The sequence below is a fragment of the Ensifer sp. Root127 genome (genome assembly GCF_001425225.1).
Taxonomy (GTDB): Bacteria; Pseudomonadota; Alphaproteobacteria; order Rhizobiales; family Rhizobiaceae; genus Ensifer; species Ensifer canadensis.
In genome coordinates, this window is sequence record NZ_LMDX01000015.1 from 13,229 (window position 1) to 35,373 (window position 22,145).

The 22,145-nt window shown below is 63.8% G+C and carries 20 protein-coding genes; 14 read left to right on the forward strand and 6 right to left on the reverse strand.

The features are described from left to right. Positions 1-76 precede the first annotated feature (76 nt). On the forward strand, positions 77-1,534 hold the full coding sequence (gene gltX / locus ASD03_RS17990; protein ID WP_057210080.1) for a glutamate--tRNA ligase: 1,458 nt from the start codon (positions 77-79) through the stop codon (positions 1,532-1,534). Between the two features lie 10 nt (positions 1,535-1,544). Next, positions 1,545-3,041, forward strand: a complete 1,497-nt coding sequence (gene lysS, locus ASD03_RS17995) for a lysine--tRNA ligase (protein WP_025424919.1) — start codon at positions 1,545-1,547, stop codon at positions 3,039-3,041. Positions 3,042-3,141: 100 nt separating this feature from the next. Here lysS and ASD03_RS18000 read toward each other — a convergent pair whose 3' ends face one another. After that, positions 3,142-3,795, reverse strand: coding sequence for a hypothetical protein (locus ASD03_RS18000; RefSeq protein ID WP_025424920.1), 654 nt, complete (start codon positions 3,793-3,795; stop codon positions 3,142-3,144). 255 nt (positions 3,796-4,050) lie between these two features. Here ASD03_RS18000 and ASD03_RS18005 point away from each other — a divergent pair, with 255 nt between their 5' ends. The 11 genes from ASD03_RS18005 to mnhG all read left to right on the forward strand — a co-directional run bounded on the left by ASD03_RS18005 (position 4,051) and on the right by mnhG (position 17,118). Further along, positions 4,051-5,004: a nucleoside hydrolase gene (locus tag ASD03_RS18005; RefSeq protein WP_025424921.1), complete on the forward strand. Its 954-nt coding sequence runs from the start codon at positions 4,051-4,053 to the stop codon at positions 5,002-5,004. Positions 5,005-5,095: 91 nt separating this feature from the next. Next, complete coding sequence (locus ASD03_RS18010; protein WP_038576510.1) at positions 5,096-6,106, forward strand: ligase-associated DNA damage response exonuclease; 1,011 nt, start codon at positions 5,096-5,098, stop codon at positions 6,104-6,106. Positions 6,107-6,109: 3 nt separating this feature from the next. Further along, positions 6,110-7,723 carry a cisplatin damage response ATP-dependent DNA ligase gene (locus ASD03_RS18015; RefSeq protein WP_025424923.1) on the forward strand — a complete coding sequence of 538 codons (1,614 nt, stop codon included), beginning with the start codon at positions 6,110-6,112 and terminating at the stop codon, positions 7,721-7,723. 172 nt (positions 7,724-7,895) lie between these two features. Continuing rightward, positions 7,896-8,084 (forward strand): DUF3008 family protein, encoded by a 189-nt coding sequence (locus tag ASD03_RS18020; protein ID WP_025424924.1) that lies wholly within the window; start codon positions 7,896-7,898, stop codon positions 8,082-8,084. Positions 8,085-8,187: 103 nt separating this feature from the next. Continuing rightward, a complete protein-coding gene (locus ASD03_RS18025) occupies positions 8,188-10,857 on the forward strand; it encodes an EAL domain-containing protein (protein ID WP_025424925.1) in 2,670 nt (889 codons plus the stop codon). 239 nt (positions 10,858-11,096) lie between these two features. After that, on the forward strand, positions 11,097-14,024 hold the full coding sequence (locus tag ASD03_RS18030) for a monovalent cation/H+ antiporter subunit A (RefSeq protein ID WP_337797751.1): 2,928 nt from the start codon (positions 11,097-11,099) through the stop codon (positions 14,022-14,024). Continuing rightward, positions 14,024-14,371 carry a Na+/H+ antiporter subunit C gene (locus ASD03_RS18035; RefSeq protein WP_025428214.1) on the forward strand — a complete coding sequence of 116 codons (348 nt, stop codon included), beginning with the start codon at positions 14,024-14,026 and terminating at the stop codon, positions 14,369-14,371. The genes ASD03_RS18030 and ASD03_RS18035 overlap by 1 nt, the downstream gene beginning before the upstream one ends. After that, positions 14,340-15,983 carry a monovalent cation/H+ antiporter subunit D gene (locus ASD03_RS18040; RefSeq protein WP_025424927.1) on the forward strand — a complete coding sequence of 548 codons (1,644 nt, stop codon included), beginning with the start codon at positions 14,340-14,342 and terminating at the stop codon, positions 15,981-15,983. Before ASD03_RS18035 ends, ASD03_RS18040 begins: the two co-directional genes overlap by 32 nt. A 3-nt stretch (positions 15,984-15,986) precedes the next feature. Further along, positions 15,987-16,472, forward strand: a complete 486-nt coding sequence (locus ASD03_RS18045) for a Na+/H+ antiporter subunit E (protein WP_025424928.1) — start codon at positions 15,987-15,989, stop codon at positions 16,470-16,472. Then, entirely contained in the window at positions 16,469-16,750 is a 282-nt protein-coding gene (locus ASD03_RS18050) for a K+/H+ antiporter subunit F (protein ID WP_025424929.1), read from the forward strand. Before ASD03_RS18045 ends, ASD03_RS18050 begins: the two co-directional genes overlap by 4 nt. Continuing rightward, positions 16,747-17,118: a monovalent cation/H(+) antiporter subunit G gene (gene mnhG, locus ASD03_RS18055; RefSeq protein WP_025424930.1), complete on the forward strand. Its 372-nt coding sequence runs from the start codon at positions 16,747-16,749 to the stop codon at positions 17,116-17,118. Before ASD03_RS18050 ends, mnhG begins: the two co-directional genes overlap by 4 nt. Positions 17,119-17,120: 2 nt before the next feature. Here the strand turns inward: mnhG and cobM are convergent, their stop codons facing one another. Both cobM and cbiE read right to left on the reverse strand, forming a co-directional pair. Then, positions 17,121-17,879, reverse strand: a complete 759-nt coding sequence (gene cobM / locus ASD03_RS18060) for a precorrin-4 C(11)-methyltransferase (protein WP_025424931.1) — start codon at positions 17,877-17,879, stop codon at positions 17,121-17,123. Between the two features lie 164 nt (positions 17,880-18,043). After that, positions 18,044-19,285 carry a precorrin-6y C5,15-methyltransferase (decarboxylating) subunit CbiE gene (gene cbiE, locus ASD03_RS18065; protein WP_107028392.1) on the reverse strand — a complete coding sequence of 414 codons (1,242 nt, stop codon included), beginning with the start codon at positions 19,283-19,285 and terminating at the stop codon, positions 18,044-18,046. On the opposite strand from cbiE, the gene ASD03_RS18070 reads away from it, so the two are divergent. Beyond that, complete coding sequence (locus tag ASD03_RS18070; protein WP_038576517.1) at positions 19,254-20,039, forward strand: cobalt-precorrin-6A reductase; 786 nt, start codon at positions 19,254-19,256, stop codon at positions 20,037-20,039. The two genes, cbiE and ASD03_RS18070, sit on opposite strands and share 32 nt — an antisense overlap. Here ASD03_RS18070 and ASD03_RS18075 read toward each other — a convergent pair. From ASD03_RS18075 to ASD03_RS18085, 3 genes are read right to left on the reverse strand one after another with little or no spacing between them, the layout of a single operon-like run. After that, a complete protein-coding gene (locus ASD03_RS18075; RefSeq protein WP_025424933.1) occupies positions 20,018-20,782 on the reverse strand; it encodes a precorrin-3B C(17)-methyltransferase in 765 nt (254 codons plus the stop codon). The two genes, ASD03_RS18070 and ASD03_RS18075, sit on opposite strands and share 22 nt — an antisense overlap. Further along, complete coding sequence (locus ASD03_RS18080) at positions 20,779-21,516, reverse strand: precorrin-2 C(20)-methyltransferase (RefSeq protein ID WP_025424934.1); 738 nt, start codon at positions 21,514-21,516, stop codon at positions 20,779-20,781. The genes ASD03_RS18075 and ASD03_RS18080 overlap by 4 nt, the downstream gene beginning before the upstream one ends. After that, entirely contained in the window at positions 21,513-22,145 is a 633-nt protein-coding gene (locus ASD03_RS18085; RefSeq protein ID WP_025424935.1) for a precorrin-8X methylmutase, read from the reverse strand. The genes ASD03_RS18080 and ASD03_RS18085 overlap by 4 nt, the downstream gene beginning before the upstream one ends.

The following is a 22,145-nucleotide window of genomic DNA, read 5'->3' on the forward strand; positions in this document are numbered from 1 at the left end:
TCCCATAAAATGCGCGCCCGGCGGCCGGACTTGTCTTCCGGCAAGGGGCGAGAAGCACGTCAAACGGGCAAAGACCATGGCAGATTCAGCAGTTCGGGTACGCATCGCACCCTCCCCCACCGGCGAGCCGCATGTCGGCACCGCCTATATCGCACTGTTCAACTATCTCTTCGCAAAGAAGCACGGCGGCACCTTCATCCTTCGTATCGAGGATACCGACGCCACACGCTCGACGCCGGAGTTTGAGCAGAAGGTTCTGGATGCGCTGAAATGGTGCGGGCTCGAATGGTCGGAAGGCCCTGACGTCGGCGGCCCCTATGGCCCCTACCGCCAGAGCGACCGCAAGGACATCTATCTCGACTACGTTCGCCAGATCGAGAACAACGGCCACGGCTTCCGCTGTTTCTGCACACCGGAACGGCTCGAACAGATGCGCGAGGGCCAGCGCGCCGCCGGCAAGCAGCCGAAATATGACGGCCACTGCCTGAGCCTGACAGCCGAAGAAGTGACCCGCCGCGTCGATGCCGGCGAGCCGCATGTCGTGCGCATGAAGATCCCGACCGAGGGCTCCTGCAAGTTCACCGACGGCGTCTATGGCGACGTCGAGATCCCGTGGGATTCGGTCGACATGCAGGTGCTGCTCAAGGCCGACGGCATGCCGACCTACCACATGGCGAACGTCGTCGACGACTACCTGATGAAGATCACCCACGTCGCGCGCGGCGAGGAGTGGCTGGCCTCCGTGCCGAAGCACATCCTGATCTATCAGTATCTCGGCCTGACGCCGCCGGTGTTCATGCACCTGTCGCTGATGCGCAATGCCGACAAATCGAAGCTGTCGAAGCGCAAGAACCCGACGTCGATCTCCTACTACTCGGCGCTCGGCTACCTGCCGGAAGCGCTGATGAATTTCCTCGGCCTGTTCTTCATCCAGATCGCCGAAGGCGAGGAACTGATGACGATGGCCGAGCTTGCCGAAAAGTTCGACCCCGACAACCTGTCGAAGTCGGGCGCGATCTTCGACATCCAGAAGCTCGACTGGCTGAACGGCCGCTGGATCCGCGAGAAGCTGAGCGACGACGAATTCCTCGGCCGGGTGCTTGCCTGGGCGTCCGAGAACGATCGCCTGAAGCAGGGCCTGAAGCTGTCGCAGTCGCGCATCTCCAAGCTCGGCGAACTGCCGGCCCTTGCCGACTTCCTGTTGAAGTCCGACCTCGGCCTCGAGCCGGCGGCCTTCGCCAAGATCAAGTCGAGCCCGGAAGAACTGGTCGAGATCTTCAACACGGTACAGCCGGATCTGGAAAAGATCCTCGAATGGAACAAGGAAACGATCGAAGCGGAACTACGCGCGATCGCCGACCGCATGGGCAAGAAGCTCAAGGTCGTGCTGGCACCGCTGTTCGTGGCGGTTTCCGGTTCGTCGCGGTCGCTGCCGCTCTTCGACAGCATGGAACTGCTCGGCCGCTCGGTCGTGCGCCAGCGGTTGAAGATTGCAGGCCAGGTCGCCGCCTCGATGGCCGGCAGCGGAAAGTAAGGACAGGACGATGAACGACAAGACCGAAACAACAGCCCTCTCCTCCGATGTGACGGAAGTGCGCGCGCAGAAGCTGAAGCTGCTCCGCGAACAGATCGGCGACGTCTATCCGGCGCATTTCCACCGCACGATGACCAATGCCGAACTTGCGGCGAAGTACGAGAACCTGGAGCTGGACACCGAGACGCAGGACGTCGTCACCGTCGCCGGCCGCGTCTACTCGTCGCGCAACTCCGGCATGTTCATGGATATCCATGATGCCTCCGGCAAGATCCAGATCTTCAGCCACAAGGACACCACGCCTGAAGACGCACGCGCACTGCTGCCGATGATCGACATCGGCGACATCATCGGTGTCACCGGCGTCGTGCGCCGCACCAAGCGCGGCGAACTGACGATCAACGCGCAGACGATCACCATGCTGACGAAGTCGCTGCTGCCGATGCCCGAAAAATGGCATGGCTTGTCGGATATCGAGCTGCGCTACCGCAAGCGCCACCTCGACATCATGACCAACGAGGAATCGAAGCTGCGCTTCCAGCAGCGCAGCAAGATCGTTTCCGGCATCCGCCGCTTCATGGAAGACGACGGCTTCATGGAAGTCGAAACGCCGATGCTGCATTCGGTCTATGGCGGTGCGACGGCCGAGCCGTTCAAGACTCACCACAACACGCTGAAGCTCGACATGTTCCTGCGCATTGCGCCGGAACTGTATCTGAAGCGCACGCTGGTATCTGGCCTGACCGACAAGGTGTTCGAGATCAACCGCAACTTCCGCAACGAAGGCGTCTCGACCCGGCACAATCCCGAATTCACCATGATGGAATGCTACTGGGCCTATGCCGACTACGAGGACATCATGGACCTCGTCGAGCGGCTGTTTACCAAGCTCGCTCTGTCGATCCACGGCTCGACCGAATTCATGTTCGGCGACAAGGAAATCTCCTTCAAGGGTCCGTTCCGCCGCGTGCCGATGCCGGATGCCGTCAAGGAAGCGACCGGTATCGACTTCCTGGCGATGAAGACCGACGAGGAAGCCCGTGCGGCCGCCAAGGCTGCCGGGTTCGAAGTCGAGAAGGACTGGACCTGGGGCGAGTGCCTCGCCTTCATCTTCGAAGAAAAGGTCGAGCCGACGCTGATCCAGCCGGCCCACGTCACGCATTTCCCGAAGGACATCTCGCCTTTCGCCAAGGAAGTGCCGGGCGAGCCGCGCCTCGTCGAGCGTTTCGAGACCTATTGCAACACCTGGGAACTCGGCAACGCCTTCTCGGAGCTCAACGATCCGGAAGAGCAGCGCGCCCGCATGGTCGAGCAGCTGGAGCAGGCCCATGCCCGCGGCGAAAAGGCAAAGCAGCTCGATGACGAGTTCCTTGATGCCATCGACCAGGGCATGCCGCCGGCAGGCGGCCTCGGCATCGGCGTCGACCGCCTGATCATGCTTTTGACCAACGCGCCGTCGATCCGCGACATCATCCTGTTCCCGGCGCGCCGCAACAAGGCCGACTGATCAAAGTCATAACGGCACAAGACAAAGCCCGGCGCGATTGCGGCGGGCTTTTTTTCATTTTCAATGATGGAGTGACAGCGCGCTGCGCGAGAACGGCGCTTCAGTGGCCTGCAGGCGCTTCGGCGCTCTCGACCTTGTGCTCTTGCGCCGTGGCGTCCGGTGCCGCCTCGCCCTCGACGGCGACAGCATTCGGATCGATGCAGGGCGACCGATCGTCCATGCCGGCCATCATGCCGCGGATGTCACCCACGGAAAGATCGATGGTGTTGCCATGAAAGAAGCCGGCCGAGTTTGCCGTGCCGTCATTGTAGGACGCGCGGAACGGTTCATCCATACCGGGCACGCTCTGCGGGCCCGGTGCAAAGAGAACTTGCGCGCCGATCGCCGCACCCCGAACCTGGGCGCGCTCTTCCGGTCCGGCCGCATCGAGAACGACCACCTGGTAAAGCTCGGCATTTTCCGTCTTGGAGAGAGCACCGACCACGCGAAGCGCCGTGCGCATGCGCGCTTCGCCGTCGGCACGATCCGTCTTGATGTGCATGCGGACCCAGCGCTGACCGTGATGGCCGAGCTTGATGGTTCTGACCAGGGTGCATTCGAGGCCGGAGGTGGCGGGCTTGGAAATCCGCTCCATCAATGCGTCGCGGCCGACATAGACGGCGGCAGCACCTGAGGCAGCCGACACGCCGAACGCCGCGGCGAGGATGACGACCAGCCTCTTCGATGGGCGCAAGTTGCCGAGAATAGCCTTCACGAGAATGGCTCCGCTGTCATTTCAGGAACTGTAACAAAAGCCCGAAGGCGCCTTGCAAGGATAGGCGCTGCACCTTTCAGAAAGTTTAAGCGCCGCGCGCCATAGACGAACGGGAAGAACAGAGGAGCTCGCCCAAAAGACATCTTCAGCTTCGACATCGGGCGTGTTCGATAGGGATCGAAGGGTGATTGACTTTCGCAGGCATCTTGCCTCCATTGCGACCCGTCAAACGCAAGAAAAAGAAAAGAAGAACACATGCACAAGGTTATCTTTGATACGGATCCGGGCATCGACGATGCGATGGCCCTCCTCTTCCTCCACCGCCACCCGGATATCGACCTCATCGGCATTACGACGGTCTTCGGCAACGCCTCGGTCGAAACGACGACGCGCAATGCGCTGTTCCTGAAGCGCGAGTGGGGCATTAAGGCACCGGTCGCAAAAGGTCTCGACAAGACCTTCAATCCGGATCGGCCGCATGTCGGCTGGCCGACCTTTATTCATGGCGATGACGGCCTCGGCAACATCGACGTGCCCGAGACCATCGACCTGCCCGTCGATCCCCGCCCGGCGCACCGCTTCATCATCGACACCGTCCGCGCCAATCCCGGCGAAGTGACGCTGATTGCCGTCGGTCGCATGACCAACCTGGCGCTGGCACTGCGCGAAGATCCGGATTTTGCGCCGCTGGTGCGCGAAGTGGTGATCATGGGCGGCGCCTTCGACGTCAACGGCAACATCACGCCGGCCGCCGAAGCCAATATCCATGGCGACCCCGAGGCAGCCGACGTCGTCATGACGGCGCCGTGGCCGGTTACGGTCGTCGGTCTCGATGTCACCACCAAGACGGTGATGACCAAGGCCATGCTCGCCGACATCGCCGCACGCGGCGGAGCGCCGGCACAGCTGCTCTCCGACATCTCGCAGTTCTACATCACCTTCTACGAGCAGCATGTGCCTGACGGTATGGTGGTGCATGACAGCTGCGCCTGTGCCTATGTCGTGGCGCCGGACCTGTTCAAGGTGCGCAGCGGCGTCATCCGCGTCGTCTGCGGCGGCCTTGCCGATGGCCAGACGATCCAGAAGCCCGACAGCCGGCTGTTCCCGCCGAGCCCGTGGGACAACCTGCCGAGCCAGAAAGCTTGCATCGACATCGATGCAGCGAAAACCCTGAAGTTGATCGGCGACACGCTGGCGCTGCACGACTGATGTCACCCCGAACGGACCGGCTTGTCCAACCGTTCGAAAAACTTTGCTGCGATAGCTGGCGGACATGCGTTCGCCGGCTATCTTTATGGCCATGAAACCGGACGCCCTGCTCTATCCAGCCCCGAAAGGTCTCTATTGCGAGATCGGGGATTTCTACATCGACCCGGTGCAGCCGGTCGATCGCGCCCTGATCACCCATGGCCATTCCGACCACGCTCGCGCCGGCCACGGTCAGGTGCTCGCCACCCGCGAAACGCTCGATATCATGCGCATCCGCTATGGCGACGGTTTCTGCGGCACGAGCCAGGCCGTTGCCCTGGGCGAGACGATGGTCGTCAACGGCGTCGAGGTGCGTTTTCACCCCGCAGGCCATGTGCTCGGCTCGGCGCAGATTTCGGTGATGGCGAAGGGCACGCGCATCGTCGTCTCGGGCGATTACAAACGACGCCGCGACCCGACCTGCCTGTCGTTCGAACCGGTTCCATGCGACGTCTTCATCACCGAGGCCACCTTCGGCCTGCCGGTCTTCCACCACCCGGACGACCGCACCGAGATGCAGAAGCTGCTGACGTCGCTGAAGCAGTTTCCCGAGCGCACCCATGTGGTCGGCGCCTATGCGCTCGGCAAGGCGCAGAGGGTGATCGCCCTTCTGCGCGAGCAGGGCTACGACCAGCCGATCTACATCCACGGCGCCTTGCAGAAGCTCTGTGATTATTATCGTGGCGAAGGCATAGATCTCGGTGAAATCCGCCCGGCGACGCTTGCCGCCGACGAGAAGCAGGATTTTTCCGGCACCGTCGTCATCGGCCCGCCCGCAGCCTTCGCCGACCGCTGGGCGCGGCGCTTCGTCGATCCCCTGGCGATCTTCGCTTCAGGCTGGATGATGATCCGGCAACGGGCCAAGCAGCGCGGCGTCGAGCTGCCGCTGGTGATCTCCGACCACTGCGACTGGCCAGAACTGACGCAAACGATCCGTGAGATCGGCCCGGCGGAAGTCTGGGTTACCCATGGCCGCGAGGAGGCGCTGGTGCGCTGGTGCGAGCTCGAAGGCATCGCCGCGCGACCGCTGCATCTCGTCGGCTATGACGACGAGGGAGAGTGAGCGATGAAGGCCTTCGCCGAACTGCTCGACCGCCTCGTGCTCACCCCGCAGCGCAACGCCAAGATCCGGCTGCTGGCGGATTATTTCCGCACTACATCTGATCCGAGCCGCGGCTATGCGCTCGCCGCGATCGCCGGCACGCTCTCGCTTGCAACCGTCAAGCCGGCGATGATCCGTGACCTTCTGCTCGAACGCATGGACGAGGTGCTGTTCCGCTATTCCTACGATTATGTCGGTGACCTTGCCGAGACCGTGTCGCTGGTCTGGGAGCCGCCTGCAGGCGTGGTGCTCGACGACATTCCGCTCGGCGACGCGATCGAAAAGCTGCAGGCGACCGGCCGCGCCAATGTGCGCAGTGTCGTTCGCGACATGCTCGACCGGCTCGACACATCGGCGCGCTTCGCCTTCCTGAAACTCGTGACCGGCGGCCTGCGCATCGGCGTCTCCGCCAAGCTCGCAAAGCAGGCTCTGGCCGAGATGGGTGGAAAGGACGTCAGCGAAATCGAAACTCTCTGGCACGGGCTCGCTCCGCCCTATCTGCCGCTCTTCCAATGGCTGGCGGGAGAGGCGGAAAGGCCGGTGCTTTCGACGCCCGCCGTCTTCCATTCGGTGATGCTTGCCACTCCTGTCGGCGAAGGCGACCTCGACGGGCTCGACCCGAAGGATTTTGCCGCCGAATGGAAGTGGGACGGCATCCGCGTGCAGCTCGCCAATATCGGTGGGACCACACGGCTCTACTCGCGCAGCGGCGACGAAATCTCCGGTGCCTTCCCTGATGTGCTGGAGGCGGCCGACTTTTCCGGCATCATCGACGGCGAACTGCTGGTCGGAGGCACCGCCCGCACCAACCGTGCCACCCGGACCTTTTCTGACCTGCAGCAACGGCTGAACCGCAAGTCCGTCAGCCGCAAGATGCTGGACGAATACCCCGCCTTCATCCGCGCCTACGACGTGCTCTTTGCGGGCGAAACCGACGTTCGGGCGGAGGGTTTCCTGGCACGACGGGCGATATTGAGCGACCTTGTCGAACGGGCCTCGCCGCAGCATTTCGACCTGTCCCCGCTCGTGCCGTTTTCCTCCTGGGAGGAACTCGACCAGCTCCGATCCGATCCGCCCGATCCCGTCATCGAAGGCATCATGCTGAAGCGGCTGGATTCGCCCTATACCGCCGGCCGCGCCAAGGGTCCCTGGTTCAAATGGAAGCGCGCGCCCTTTAACGTCGATGCGGTGCTGATGTATGCGCAGCGCGGCCACGGCAAGCGCTCCAGCTACTATTCCGATTTCACCTTCGGCGTCTGGACTAAGATCGACGGCACGGAAACGCTGGTGCCGGTGGGCAAGGCCTATTTCGGCTTTACCGATGCCGAACTGGAAATTCTCGACCGCTTCGTCCGGGATAATACCATCGAGCGCTTCGGCCCGGTCCGGGCCGTGCGGGCCGAACCCGATTTCGGCTTCGTCGTCGAGGTCGCCTTCGAGGGGCTGAACCGGTCGACCCGGCACAAGTCGGGCGTTGCCATGCGCTTTCCCCGTATTGCACGGCTGCGTCAGGACAAGCTCCCGCATGAGGCCGACCGGCTGGAGACCTTGCAGGCGATGATCGATGGCAGATCGTGATCGACTGCATAATTCCTTAAATCGGATCCGGTTTAAGGATAAAATTATGTAGCAAATTTAAAGCGTTACAGCGTCCTTCGCGCGTCTTATTTGACGCACGGCGCTGTAAAGCGCGGAACCGGCGCGATCGATCGGCGTTTGAGCTATTCGAACGCACGCAAGGAGATGCGACATGCCTGCAAAATCCAAGGCACAGCAAAAGGCGGCCGGTGCAGCCCTTGCCGCCAAACGCGGAGACATGAAGAAATCCGAACTCAAGGGCGCGTCACGCGAAATGGAAAAATCCATGACCGAAAGCGAGCTTGAAGAACTTGCGGAAACCAAGCGCAAGAAACTGCCCGAGCGGAAGACGGCAAAATGACCTCCCGGCAAGCATAAAAGCCGGAACTAAAACACAATTGTTAATACCAATTTGGGATCATCCCGGTCGTTTCGTATCATTCGCACACCGCCGGGGTGATCTTGTGCTTGCCAGACATATCTTCCACCTCGGGAAGAAGAAACTTTCCAGAGTTCTGACGCCGAACTACCTTCCCGCGATCATCGCCTCTTTCGTTGTTCTCGCGGCCGGCATTCTTGCGGACAATCAGAACCAGGTGGTCTCCGAAGCCCGCATGCGATCTCAAGTCGCCGACGAGCTCAACCCGATCCGCTCCAAACTCGAGGCCAGCATCAACGGCAATATCCAGCTCGTACGGGGCCTGATCGGCACCATCGTGACCGAACCGGGTATGGACCAGGAGCGTTTTGCAGCTCTTTCGCGCAGCATCTTCACAGAGCGCTCGCAGCTGCGCAGCATCGCCGCGGCGCCGAACCTCATCGTGCGCATGGCCTATCCCTTGCAGGGCAATGAAAGGGCGATCGGGCTCGATTACCGCAAGAACGATGCCCAGCGCGCCGCCGTCATGAAGGTAAGGGACACCGGCAAGATGGTTCTCGCCGGCCCGGTGGATCTCGTGCAGGGCGGGCGCGGACTGATTGGCCGCTTCCCGGTATCGATCGATGCCGGCGGAGGCAGCAATCGCTTCTGGGGCATCGTCTCTGCCGTCATCGATGTCGATCGTCTCTACAATGACAGCGGTCTCCTCTCTTCCAAGCTGGGCATTGATATCGCGATGACCGGCCGCGACGGGACGGGCAGCAGTGGAACGGCCTTCTTCGGCGACCCCAAGGTTTTTGGTCAGGCGCCGGTTGATATGACCGTCCTGCTTCCCGGCGGCTCCTGGCACATCGCCGCCGTTCCCAAAGGCGGCTGGCCGCACACGCCCCGCAATGCCTGGTTCATCCGCGCGCTGATCGTTGCCGGCGGCCTGATGATCATCCTGCCGATGCTGCTGACGGGCCGGCTGATGAGCGAGCGGCAGAACAATATTCGCGCCCTCAGGCACAGCAAGGCGCAATTGCAGGAACTGTCGCACCGCCTGAAGATCGCGCTCGACAGCTCGCAGATCGGCATCTGGGAACTCGACATCGCCAGCGGCAAGCTGCTCTGGGACGAGCGGATGAAGGAGCTCTACGGAAAGACCGGATCGGTGCGCAAGGCCTATGACGACTGGAAGACGACCTTGCATCCCGACGACATTGACCGCGCGGAAGAGGAGTTCGCCGAAGCCCTTGCGGCGGGCAGCGCCTACAATTCCGAGTTTCGAATCCGGCTACCGGATGACACCATCCGGCATATCCGCGCCATCGGCTCGACCTATGACGGCGCCGATGGGCGCAAGAAGATCGTCGGCGTCAACTGGGACGTGACCGCCGACATCAAGACCCGCGCAACCCTGTCGGAAGCCAAGCGCCAGGCCGAGGCGCACAGCGCCGAACTGGAGGCCGCGCGCTACCGCATGGAGTTCAATGCCCTGCACGATCCGCTGACCGGCCTGCCGAACCGGCGCTTCCTCGACCAGGTACTCGCAGACAGAAGCCATCACTTCGAAGCGGAGGCAAGGCTCAGCATCTTTCATATGGATCTCGATCGCTTCAAACAGATCAACGACACGCTGGGGCATGCGGCCGGTGACGAAATCCTGCGGCATGCAGCCGAACTGCTGCGCACCAACGCCAAGGAGAAGGACTTTGTCGCTCGCATCGGCGGCGACGAATTCGTCCTCGTCCGCCCGGAGGACAGCGCCGAGCCCGACGCCCGGCTGGCGTCATGCATCATCGAGGCAATGAGCGTTCCGGTTCGCTACAAGGACCAGGAATGCCGCATTGGCGTCAGCATCGGCATCGCGGCGCAGACCAAGCCGACCGACGACCTGGCGCAGATCCTCGTCAATGCCGACATCGCCCTTTACGAGGCCAAGCGCCGCGGCCGCAATCGGCACGAGACCTTCACCGGCGACCTGAAGACTGCCGTGTTCAAGACCAAGCAGACCGCCGACGAGATCCTTCGCGGTCTGGAACACAAGGAATTCATCGCGCATTTCCAGCCGCAGTTCTGCCCGAACACGCTTGAGGTCATCGGCGTCGAGGCGCTTGCACGTTGGGACCACCCGACCAAGGGATTGCTGGGTCCCCACACCTTTCTCAAGACCGCCGAAGACATCAACGTCGTCGCCTCCATCGACCAGGCGATCCTGGAGCAGGCGCTGTTCCAGATCTATCGCTGGGAGGCCAATGGCATCCACATCCCGAAGATCTCGGTCAACCTCTCCTATGCCCGCCTGCACGACGAGGGGCTGATCGGCCGTCTCGAACAGCTGCAGATCCCGCGCGGCCGCCTGTCCTTCGAGTTGCTGGAATCGATCTCCTTCGACGAGAGCGACGTCACGGTGCTGTCCAACATTCGCCGGATCAAGGAACTCGGCATCGATATCGAGATCGACGATTTCGGCACCGGCTATGCCTCCATCCTCAGCCTGCTGAAGCTGACCCCGCGGCGCCTGAAAATCGATCGCCAGCTGATTTTGCCGATCCTGAACTCGCCGGCCGAAAGGCGCCTCGTCGAATCGATCATCGATATCGGCACCTCGCTCGGCATCGAGGTGATCGCCGAGGGCGTCGAAACGCTCGAGCACGCCCGCATTCTGCAGGAGCTCGGCTGCCACGGCCTTCAGGGCTATGCCTTTGCCCGGCCGATGAGCGCCAACGATCTTGCGACCTTTGTTTTCGAGCGTAGGTGGCAGGCCGCCTGACGCCACCTTCGGTCGGCTGCGACAGTTCGGCGCGCGCTCGAGCTGGCCAAAAATGACGCGATCTCACATTTTTCCCGCCATCGAGGCTTGGCAGCCCCCGGGAAAATCGTCATAAAAACATACGGCTGTTACCGCTATGCGGACCATGACGGCGTCGTCTGCGACCGTTGCGTCAGCGATGGTCCTTGAGGGGCTTCGGCACCCAATCTCCAATATGCCCAAGAGAAGGGAACGATACGATCGAATACGCGGGGAAATTGCTTTCTGTCTTCATCCTAGCCCCGTTTGCGGGGAGCCTCATTGCAATCTTCTTTCCGTCCGATCAACGCGGCGCAACGGCCTGGTTCGCAGGCGCGATCGCGCTGCTCTGCTTCCTCGTTGCGGTTTGCCTCTACCCCTTCGTCACCTCCGGCGGCGTTCTTCGCTATGAACTTGCCTGGATGCCCGAGCTCGGCCTCAACTTCACCTTGAGAATGGACGGCTTTGCCTGGTTGTTCACGGTGCTGGTGACCGCAATCGGCGTGCTCGTCGTGCTCTACGCCCGCTACTACATGGCGGCAGAGGATCCGGTACCGCGCTTCTTTGCCCTGTTTCTCGCCTTCATGGGGTCGATGCTGGGCGTCGTTCTCTCCGGCAATCTGATCCTGCTTGCGGTCTTCTGGGAGCTGACGAGCATCGTCTCCTTCCTGCTGATCGGCTATTGGCACCACAATGCCCACGCCCGCGACGGTGCGCGCATGGCGCTGACGATGACCGGCATGGGCGGGCTCTGCATGCTTGTCGGGCTTTTGATCATGGGCCGCGTCGTCGGCAGCTACGACCTCGACGTCGTGCTTGCCTCCGGCGATACGATCCGCAACCACCCACTCTATGTCACGATGCTGGTCCTGATCCTGCTCGGGGCCTTGACCAAGAGCGCGCAGTTCCCGTTCCATTTCTGGCTGCCGCACGCGATGGCAGCACCAACCCCCGTCTCCGCCTATCTGCATTCGGCGACGATGGTGAAGGCAGGCGTGTTCCTGCTCGTCCGGTTCTGGCCTGTGATGGCCGGCACCGAGGCCTGGTTCTGGATCGTCGGGCTCGCCGGCCTGACGACACTACTGCTCGGCGCTTACTTCGCCATCTTCCAGCAGGATCTGAAGGGGCTTCTGGCCTATTCGACCATCAGCCACCTGGGCCTGATCACGGTGCTGCTCAGCCTCGGAAGTCCGCTCGCGGCGGTCGCCGCCGTCTTCCACATCGTCAATCACGCGACCTTCAAGGCATCACTGTTCATGGCGGCCGGCATCATCGACCATGAGACCGGAACGCGCGACATGCGCAAGCTCGGCGGGCTCATACGCTACATGCCGGGAACCGCAATGCTCGCCATGGTCGCCAGCGCCGCGATGGCCGGCGTGCCGCTGTTGAACGGATTCATCTCCAAGGAAATGTTCTTCGCCGAAGCGATCGAGACGCACCAGGCCAATTTGCTCGATACGATGACGCCCTATGTCGCCACGCTCGCCGGCATGTTCGCGGTGACCTATTCGCTGCGCTTCATCCACAGCGTCTTCTTCGGCCCGACGCCGAGCGATCTGCCCAAGATCCCGCATGAGCCGCCGCGCTGGATGCGGGCGCCGATCGAGTTCCTGGTGCTGGCCTGCCTCGTCGTCGGCATTATCCCGGCCATCACCATCGGCCCGTTCCTGCACACAGCCGTCGTGTCTATCCTCGGTGCCAGCACCCCGCAGTACAACCTTTCGGTCTGGCACGGCTGGAACCTGCCGCTGATAATGAGCTTCGTGGCGCTTCTCGGTGGCATCGGCCTCTATTTCCTGATGGGGAACTATCTGGCGACCAGCACCGAAGGGCCGCCGGTCTTCCGCCTGCTGCACGGCCAGCGCATCTTCGAGCGGGTACTGGTGACCCTGTCGTGGAAGTGGGCGCGCTGGCTCGAACAGAGGCTCGGCACGCGCCGACTGCAGCCGCAGATGCGGTTCCTGGTCTTCGTCGCGATCGTCGCCGGCGCCCTGCCGCTGCTGCTCAATCATTTCGAACTGCCGCCGCTTCTGGTGCGCGGCATCGATCCGGCCTTCGCCCTGCTCTGGGCGATCGGCATCGCCTGCGCGGTTGGGGCCGCCTACCAGGCAAAGTTCCACCGGCTGGCGGCACTCGTGCTTCTCGGCGGCGCCGGTCTCGTCACCTGCATCACCTTCGTCTGGCTGTCGGCCCCCGATCTTGCGGTTACCCAGCTCCTCGTCGAGATCGTCACGACTGTGCTGATCCTGCTCGGCCTGCGCTGGCTGCCCAAGCGCATCGAGGACACGCAGGAATCAGAATTGCTGTCGCTGCGCGTCCGTCTGCGGCGCCTGCGCGACTTTCTGCTGGCCATTGTCGCAGGCGGCGGCGTGGCGCTGATCGCCTACACCGTGATGACCCGCCCAATGCCCGAAACCATCGCCAGCTATTTCCTCGAGCGTGCCCACAAGGAAGGCGGCGGCACCAATGTCGTCAACGTCATCCTCGTCGACTTCCGCGGCTTCGACACGCTCGGCGAAATCGCCGTGCTGGCGATCGTGGCCCTGACCGTCTTTGCACTGTTGCTGCGCTTCCGTCCTCAGGCAGACAGCCTTGAGGCGCCGGTACAGCAGCAGGTCCAAAATGCCTTCGACGACGATCATCCCGATCGCGCAAAGGGCGACAGCGTCGCCGAATATCTGTTCGTTCCATCTGTCATCATGCGCTGGATGTTCCCGGTCAGCGGCATGCTGGCCGCCTATCTCTTCCTGCGCGGCCACGACCTGCCGGGCGGCGGCTTTGCGGCCGGCATCGCCATGTCGATCGGCTTCATCCTGCAATACATGTCGGGCGGCACCCGCTGGGTCGAGGAGCGGCTGCGCATCCACCCGCTGCGCTGGATGAGCATCGGCATCATCGTCGCGGCGGCAACCGGCATCGGTTCGTGGCTGTTCGGCTATCCGTTCCTGACCTCGCACGCGCAATATGTCACCCTGCCGATCGTCGGCAAATTCCCGCTGGCAAGCGCAATCCTCTTCGACCTCGGCGTCTTCTCGCTGGTGGTCGGGGCAACCGTGCTCATCCTGATCGCGCTTGCGCACCAGTCGATCCGCGCTCCGCGTGCCCATGCCCGTGCCGTCCTTCGCGCCGGAAAGGAGGCGAAGTAATGGAGATCATCCTGTCTGCCGCCATCGGCGTCCTCACCGCCTCGGGCGTCTATCTCCTGCTCCGCCCACGCACCTACCAGGTGATCATCGGCCTGTCGCTGCTCTCCTATGCCGTCAATCTCTTCATCTTCAGCATGGGTCGGCTGCGCGTGAATGCGCCCCCCATTCTCGAGCCCGGCGGCGTCGGCGATCTCTCGCGCTACACCGATCCTGTGCCGCAGGCGCTGGTGCTGACCGCGATCGTCATCGGCTTTGCCATGACGGCGCTCTTCCTCGTCGTACTGCTCGCCTCGCGCGGCTTCACCGGCACCGACCATGTCGATGGAAGGGAGCAGCGCAGTGACTGATTGGCTGCACCACCTGATGATCCTGCCGATCCTCTTGCCGCTGATGGTCGGCGCGGCGATGATCCCGATCGACGAGCGCAACCGCATGGCCAAGGGCGTGATGGGCTTCGTCTCGACGCTCGCCCTCTTCGTGCTCTCGATGGTGCTGATGCGCGCTAGCGCCTCGACGGAAGGCTTTCTTGCGGGCACAAGCGTCTACCAGCTCGGCAACTGGCCGGCGCCGTTCGGCATCGTACTGGTGCTCGACCGGCTCTCCGCGCTGATGCTCTGCCTGACGAGCGGCCTGGCGCTCGCCGCCCAGGTCTATTCGATCGCCCGCTGGCACACCGCCGGCCATCACTTCCACTCGCTGTTCCAGCTGCTGATCGCCGGGCTCAACGGTGCCTTCCTGACGGGGGATCTGTTCAATCTCTTCGTCTTCTTCGAAATCATGCTCGCGGCCTCCTACGGCCTGCTGCTGCACGGCTCGGGCCCGCTGCGCGTCAAGGCCGGCCTGCATTATGTCGCGATCAACCTTGCCGCCTCGTCGCTGTTCCTGATCGGTGTCAGCCTGATCTATGGCGCGACCGGCACGCTCAACATGGCCGACCTCGCGGTCAAGCTTGCGACCATCTCGCCAGAGAACCGCCAGATGGTCGAAGTTGGCGCCGGCGTGCTCGGCGTCGCCTTTCTGGTCAAGGCCGGCATGTGGCCGTTGAGCTTCTGGTTGCCCACCGCCTATTCGGCGGCAACGCCACCGGTTGCGGCCGTCTTTGCGGTGCTGACCAAAGTCGGCATCTACGTCATCCTGCGGCTGTCGCTGCTCGTCTTTGGCGCCAATGCCGGGGTGTCCGCCGGCTTCGGCCAGACTCTGCTGGTGGTCGGCGGCATGCTGACCATCGCCTTCGGCGCCATCGGCGTACTCGCCTCGCAGGCGATGGCCCGGCTTGCCGCCTATTCGGTGCTCGTCTCTTCGGGCACGCTGATGGCGGCGATCGGCCTCGGGCATTCCAGCATGATTGCCGGTGCACTGTTCTACCTCGTCAGTTCGACGCTGACGATCTCGGCCTTCTTCCTGTTGATCGAACTGGTGGAGCGCGGCCGCGATGCCGGCGCCGACGTTCTGGCGGTGACGATGGAAGCCTATGGCGATGCCGACGAGGACGAGGAAGTCGATGAAGCGGGTGCCGCCATTCCCGGCACCATGGCCGTGCTCGGCCTCTGCTTCTGCCTCTGCGCGCTGCTGCTCGCCGGCCTGCCGCCGCTCTCGGGTTTCGTCGCCAAATTCGCGATCCTGAGCGGCCTCTTCGGCCTTTCCGGCCCCGAGGCCGCGCCGGCGATTTCTGCCGCCGACTGGACTTACGTCACATTGCTGATCCTGTCCGGCCTCTCCGCCATGATCGCCATGAACCGCGTCGGCATCCGCACCTTCTGGGCCTCGATCGAAAACACCGTGCCGCGCGTCTTCGTCATCGAGATTGCCCCCGTCGTCGTGCTGCTCGGCGCCTGCATCTTCCTGAGCCTGCAGGCCGGGCCGACGATGCACTACATGCAGGCAACGGCCGATTCCCTGCTCGACCCGTCGGGCTACACCCAGCGCGTCCTCAGGGCGCCACGTGCGGGAGGGCAGTAACCGATGCGCACCTGGTTCCCCTACCCGCTGCTGTCTGTCGGCCTGCTCATCATCTGGCTGCTTCTCAACCAGTCGGTCGCCCCCGGCACGATCGTCATGGGCACGATATTGAGCGTCGCGCTCGGCTGGGTGACGCTGAAGCTCAATCCCGCCCACTCGCATCCGCGCCGGATCCTGCGCACGCTGCGCTTCGGCGCCAGCGTCGTCGTCGACGTCATCCGCTCCAACATTGCCGTCATGCTAGTGATCCTGCGCGCCGGACGGCGGGCGCCGAACTCGGGCTTCCTGACGGTCGACCTCGATCTCGAAGACGAAAACGCGCTTGCTCTGCTCGCCTGCATCATGACGGCGACGCCGGGCACCGCGTGGCTCGAATACGACCGCCGCCGGAAGTCGCTGCTCTTCCACGTGCTCGACATGGAAAACGAGGAGATCTGGCTGCAGACGGTGAAGCGCTATGAGGCAGGTTTGAAGGAGATGTTCGGATGACTGAGCTTGCAATCATCTGGTCGATCCTGATCGCGCAGATCATGATCGGGCTTGCCATGGCCTTCGCGCTCTACCGCATGGTCAAGGGACCGCGGGCGCAGGATCGCATCCTCGGCCTCGATACGCTCTACATCAACGCCATGCTGATGCTGCTATCCTTCGGCATCCGCACCGCCAACAGCCTTTATTTCGAATCGGCGCTGATCGTCGCGCTGATCGGCTTCGTCTCGTCGATCGCCTTCGGCAAGTTCCTGATGCGCGGGGAGTTGATCGAATGAGCCATCTGACCGACCTTCCGACCTGGGCCGCCATTGTCGTCTGCGGGCTCGTTCTTCTCGGCGCGGCGATTGCGCTGATCGGCTCGCTCGGCCTGCTGAGGTTGCCGGATTTCTACACCCGCCTGCATGCGCCGACCCTTGCCACCAGCGGCGGCGTCATCCTCATCTGCACCGCCTCGATCATCTGTTTTGCCGTGCTGCAGAGCCGCTGGGTGTTCCACGAAGTGCTGATCATCGTCTTCGTCATCATGACCACGCCGGTGACGCTGATGCTGCTCGGCCAGGCAGCACTTTATCGCGACCGCGTCGAGCAACGCCGCGGCGTTCCGTTGAAACAGAAGCCGCTGCCCGAAGAGAGCGCAGAGTAGGCCTACTCGCGCCCGCGGAAGCGGCGCTGATAGGCGGGATCGTAGAGCGAGCTTTCGCGGAAATCCGACGCTTCCAGTCCCAGACCGACGAAGATCAGCGCGGTGCGCTCGATCGGCTCCTCGGCCACCTTGGCGGCGATGGTGCCAAGCGTGCCACGCACCACCCGTTCATCCGGCCACGACGCCTTGACGACGATCGCCACCGGGCATTCGGCGCCATAGAGCGGTGTCAGTTCCGCAACGACCTGGTCGAGCGCATGGATGGCGAGATGGATGGCAAGGGTCGAGCCGGTGGCGCCGAAGCCGGCAAGCGTCTCGGTGTTGGGCATCGGCGAGGCACGACCGGAAACCCGCGTCAGCACCAGGCTCTGGGCGACCGCCGGAATGGTCAGCTCGCGACCGAGCGTCGCGGCCGCGGCGGCAAAGGCCGGCACGCCGGGGGTCATGGTATAGCCGATGCCGTGCTTTTCCAGCCGGCGGATCTGCTCGGCAACCGCGCTCCAGACCGAGAGGTCCCCGGAATGAAGCCGGGCGACATCCTCGCCGACTTCCGCCGCGCGCACATATTCCGCCTCGATCTCGTCGAGCGACATCGGCGCGGTATCGACGATGCGGGCGCCGGGCGGACAATATTGCAGCAGTTCCGGCGAGACGATCGAGCCGGCATAAAGGCAGACCGGGCAGCGCCCGATCAGATCGCGGCCGCGAACCGTGATCAGGTCCGCCGCTCCCGGACCGGCGCCGATGAAGTGTACCGTCATGTGTCTCTCCGAATGTTTTGGAGCGTCCCCTTTGCACACAGCATCGTGGATCCACGCCATCTCATAATTGCGCAAGTCGGACGTAAAACGCTCCGCCCTTTTGCGCGAATGTTCTTTCGCGTGCCGTTGTCGCAAAACCGCGGTACACTTTTGCGCGACATGCTCTAGGCCTTGGTCCAGGACCATTGCGTCACCGGCATCGCCGGGCGCCATCCCGTCATGCCGCCGACCGGCGAGGCGCGGGCGATGTCGATGCGGATCAGCGATCCGCCGAGCCGCGCGTGGCGTTGAAGCAGCACCGCTTCCATTTCCGTCGTAACCGCGTTGGCGACAAGCCGGCCGCCGCTGCCAAGCGCCGCAACGGCTGCGTCCATGACGCCAGGCTCGCTGCCGCCACCGCCGATAAAGATTGCATCGGGACGCGACAGGCCTGAGAGAGCCGCCGGCGCCTTGCCTTCGACGACGGTAAGGCCGGGCACGCCGAATGCCTCGGCATTGCGGCCGACACGCGCCGCGCGCTCCGGCGAGGCCTCGATGGCGATCGCCCGCATGGCCGGATCGGCCAGCATCCATTCGATGCCGATCGAGCCGGAACCGGCGCCGATATCCCAGAGCAGCTCGCCCTTGCGCGGCGCCAGCGCCGAAAGGGTCAGCGCCCGCACCTCCCGCTTGGTGATCTGGCCGTCATGTTCGAACAGCGTGTCGTCGCGCCCGGCCGAAAGCGGCAGCACCCGTCCGCCCTGATCAGCGGCCACCTCGATGGCGCAGACGTTGAGCGGATGGACCAGACCCAGCATGAAGCGCGAGGCAATCTGCGTCGTCACGCGTTCGCCGGCGCCGCCAAGGGCCTCCAGAACCGTAAGCCTGGACTGACCGAAACCGCTTGTTGCGAGCAGCTCGGCGAGCGCCTTCGGTCCCGCCCCATCCGAGGTCAGAGCGAGCACCCTGTTGCCGGGCTGCAGGTGTGGCCGCACTAGATCGATCGGCCGGCCGTGCAGCGAAACGAGCGTTGCCTCCTGCAGTGCCCAGCCGAGACGTGAGGCGGCAAGGCTGAAGGAGGACGGTGCCGGAAGCGTGCGGATCTCAGGCGCGGCGACGCGGCGCGCAAGCGTGGCGCCGACGCCGAAGAAGAAGGGATCACCTGAGGCGAGCACGACCACCGGGCTGCCGCGACGCGCAACGATCTCCTCGACCGAGCGGCCGAACGGGCTTTGCCAGACGCGGCCCTCGCCCTTTATCAGCGAGTGCGTCAGCTCCATGTGGCGGGCACCGCCATAGACGACCGGCGCAGCGGCAATCAGCCGCTTGGCCTCGTCGCCGAGACCGGCTACACCATCCTCGCCTATGCCGATGATGGTCAACCAGGGGGAGACGATGGCCGGATCGCTGTTCGACACCTCAGCCATGGAAAAACCTCGCATTCTCATTCTTGGCGGGACGACCGAGGCCCGCGAACTGGCATCCCGCCTTGCCGGTGACATGCGTTACAACACCATGATCTCGCTTGCCGGCCGTACGGCCGATCCGCGCCCGCAGCCAGTCAAGACCCGCATCGGCGGTTTTGGCGGCGCCGAGGGGCTCGCAGCCTTCCTCAACGCCGAACAGATCGCGCTGGTCGTCGACGCGACACACCCCTTCGCCGCCCGGATTTCCCAAAACGCCGCCGCGGCGGTAAAGGCTGCGCGGGTGCGCCTGCTCGCCCTGCAGCGCCCGCAGTGGCAAGCGGAAGCCGGCGACAACTGGACCGGCGTCGGCACCGTTGCGGAGGCGGTCGTGGCCCTTGGCGACGCCCCGCGCCGTGTCTTTCTCGCCATCGGCCGGCAGGAGGCCTTTCATTTCGAGACTGCGCCGCAGCACAGCTACGTCATCCGCAGCGTCGACCCGGTGACCCCGCCCCTGAAACTGCCGGACGCGACGGCGATCCTTGCCACCGGCCCATTTGCCGAAACGGACGAGATCGATCTGCTTAGGGCTCATCGCATCGACGTCATCGTCGCCAAGAACAGTGGCGGAGCCGCAACTTATGGAAAGATCGCGGCTGCGCGCAGGCTGGGGATCGCGGTGATCATGGTCGAGCGCCGCAAGCCCACCGACGTGCTGTCGGTGAGCGACTGCGATGCCGCGCTCGAACGCATCGATCAATGGCTGTCTCCCGCATAGAAACGCGGCGTATAGACCAGATCCGGCTTGCCTTCGCGCGCAACGATGCGCGTTTCCGACGAACCGATGATGACGCATGTCGCCATGTCGGCGCGGCTGGCGTCGGCCTCGCCGAGCGGCATGACGGCGATGCGCTCATCCGGCCGGCCGGCGGCGCGACCGAAGATCACCGGCACTGTTGCCGGCAGCACGCCGCGCAGGATTTCGAAGGCCTCGCCGAGCTGCCAGGGCCGTGCCTTGCTGATCGGATTGTAGAGCGCGATCACCAGCCCGGCTTCCGCCGTGAGCTTCAGCCGCTTGGTGATGACCTCCCAGGGCTTCAGGTTGTCGGACAGCGAGATGGCGCAGAAATCATGGCCAAGCGGCGCGCCGATGCGCGCGGCAACCGCCAGCATCGCGGTGACGCCGGGCGTCACCACGAGATCGACGGACTTCCATTCCGCCGGTCCCTTGTCAATCGCTTCGCAGACAGCAGCCGCCATGGCAAAGACGCCGGGGTCGCCGCCCGATACCATGCAGACCTTGGCGCCGGCAGCAGCGCGCGTCAGTGCCGCCTGTGCGCGATCAAGCTCCTCGCGATTGTCCGACGCGATGCGCATCTGGTCGGGCCTGAGGTTGAGGCGATCGAGATAGGGGATGTAGCCGAAGAATTCCTGCGCGTTTGAGACCGCCTGCGCCGTCTCCGGCGTCATCTGCTCGGCATTGCCGGGGCCCGTGCCGACGACATAGAGCGTGCCGGTCATGGCCTGTCCTTCCACCCGGGAACGAGCACGAGCGAGAAGTATGGCGCCTCGTCATCGGGCTTTTCGGCAAGTGCCGTCATCGCCGCGTTCTTCATCGTGCCACGCTCGACATAGACGGCCTGGTCGAGCCGGCCGGAGGCGGCAAGCGCCCGGCGGATTTTCGGCAGGTTGCGCCCGACCTTCATGATGACGGCGGCCTCGGTATCGGCAAGGCGTCGTCCAAGCTCACCTTCCGCCATCGTGCCCGGCAGGACCGACAGGACGTCGTCGCCCTGGACCAGCGGCAAGCCGGCAAGCGACCAGCAGCCGGACATGGCGGTGATACCGGGGATGACTTCGACCGGGAAGCGCCCGGCAAGCCGCACATGCAGATGCATGTAGGAACCATAGAACAGCGGATCGCCCTCGCTCAGCACCGCAACGGTCCGCCCGACCTCGAGATGCCTGGCGACTGCGTCAGCAGAAGCGTTGTAGAAATCGGTGATCTGGCTCTTGTAGGCGCCGTCGTCCTTGTCGATCTCGGTGGTCACGGGATAGTAGAGCGGCAATTCGATGAGACCGGGCTTCAACAGCCCCTCGACAACAGCGCGGCCATTGCCGCTGCGGCCTGCCTTGGCGAAATAGGCAAGCACATCCGCCTCGCCCAGCGCCTTGACGGCCTTGACCGTCAGCAGCTCCGGATCGCCGGGGCCTGTGCCGACGCCGATCAACCGGCCCATGCCTGCCCCGCTCACAGGCCCGGCCTCGCTAGCGAATTGAGTGCTGCAGCCGTCATGGCGCTGCCGCCGAGGCGACCGCGCACGATGGCGAAGGGCACGCCATAGGAATTCTCGGCAAGCGCATCCTTCGATTCCGCAGCACCTACGAAACCGACCGGCATGCCGATGATCGCAGCCGGCTTCGGCGCGCCATCGCGCAGCATTTCGAGCAGATAGAAGAGCGCCGTCGGCGCGTTGCCGATCGCGACGACCGCACCAGCCATGTGCTCACCCCAGAGCTTCAGTGCCGCAGCCGACCGGGTATTGCCGATCTCGGCTGCCAGTTCCGCGGTGCGCGGATCGCGAAGCGTACAGATCACCTCGTTGCCTGCAGGCAGGCGCGCCCGCGTTACGCCCCGCGCCACCATCTCGGCGTCGCAGAGGATCGGCGCGCCGTTCTTCAGGGCGCCGCGGGCAGCGGTGACGAAATCGGGAGAGAACACGAATTGCTTCGACGCCTCGACGAGGCCGCAGGCATGAACCATGCGCACCGCGAGATCGGCTTCCTCCTCGGAGAAGGCGGAAAGGTCGGCTTCTGCCCGAATGATGGCGAAGGAACGCTCATAGATGGCGTTGCCATCCCGGATGTAATCATACTCAGGCAT

What these genes read in the sequence shown, in the direction of transcription:
- gltX (WP_057210080.1), top strand. Translation starts at nt 77, where the DNA reads ATGGCAGATTCAGCAGTTCGGGTACGCATCGCACCCTCCCCCACCGGC.
- ASD03_RS18020 (WP_025424924.1), top strand. Translation starts at nt 7,896, where the DNA reads ATGCCTGCAAAATCCAAGGCACAGCAAAAGGCGGCCGGTGCAGCCCTT.
- ASD03_RS18075 (WP_025424933.1), bottom strand. Translation starts at nt 20,782, where the DNA reads ATGACCGGCACGCTCTATGTCGTCGGCACGGGCCCCGGCAATGCCGAG.
- ASD03_RS18040 (WP_025424927.1), top strand. Translation starts at nt 14,340, where the DNA reads ATGTCGATGGAAGGGAGCAGCGCAGTGACTGATTGGCTGCACCACCTG.
- ASD03_RS18045 (WP_025424928.1), top strand. Translation starts at nt 15,987, where the DNA reads ATGCGCACCTGGTTCCCCTACCCGCTGCTGTCTGTCGGCCTGCTCATC.
- ASD03_RS18015 (WP_025424923.1), top strand. Translation starts at nt 6,110, where the DNA reads ATGAAGGCCTTCGCCGAACTGCTCGACCGCCTCGTGCTCACCCCGCAG.
- cobM (WP_025424931.1), bottom strand. Translation starts at nt 17,879, where the DNA reads ATGACGGTACACTTCATCGGCGCCGGTCCGGGAGCGGCGGACCTGATC.
- ASD03_RS18085 (WP_025424935.1), bottom strand. Translation starts at nt 22,145, where the DNA reads ATGCCTGAGTATGATTACATCCGGGATGGCAACGCCATCTATGAGCGT.
- cbiE (WP_107028392.1), bottom strand. Translation starts at nt 19,285, where the DNA reads ATGGCTGAGGTGTCGAACAGCGATCCGGCCATCGTCTCCCCCTGGTTG.
- ASD03_RS18005 (WP_025424921.1), top strand. Translation starts at nt 4,051, where the DNA reads ATGCACAAGGTTATCTTTGATACGGATCCGGGCATCGACGATGCGATG.
- ASD03_RS18035 (WP_025428214.1), top strand. Translation starts at nt 14,024, where the DNA reads ATGGAGATCATCCTGTCTGCCGCCATCGGCGTCCTCACCGCCTCGGGC.
- mnhG (WP_025424930.1), top strand. Translation starts at nt 16,747, where the DNA reads ATGAGCCATCTGACCGACCTTCCGACCTGGGCCGCCATTGTCGTCTGC.
- ASD03_RS18050 (WP_025424929.1), top strand. Translation starts at nt 16,469, where the DNA reads ATGACTGAGCTTGCAATCATCTGGTCGATCCTGATCGCGCAGATCATG.
- ASD03_RS18010 (WP_038576510.1), top strand. Translation starts at nt 5,096, where the DNA reads ATGAAACCGGACGCCCTGCTCTATCCAGCCCCGAAAGGTCTCTATTGC.
- ASD03_RS18070 (WP_038576517.1), top strand. Translation starts at nt 19,254, where the DNA reads ATGGCCGGATCGCTGTTCGACACCTCAGCCATGGAAAAACCTCGCATT.
- lysS (WP_025424919.1), top strand. Translation starts at nt 1,545, where the DNA reads ATGAACGACAAGACCGAAACAACAGCCCTCTCCTCCGATGTGACGGAA.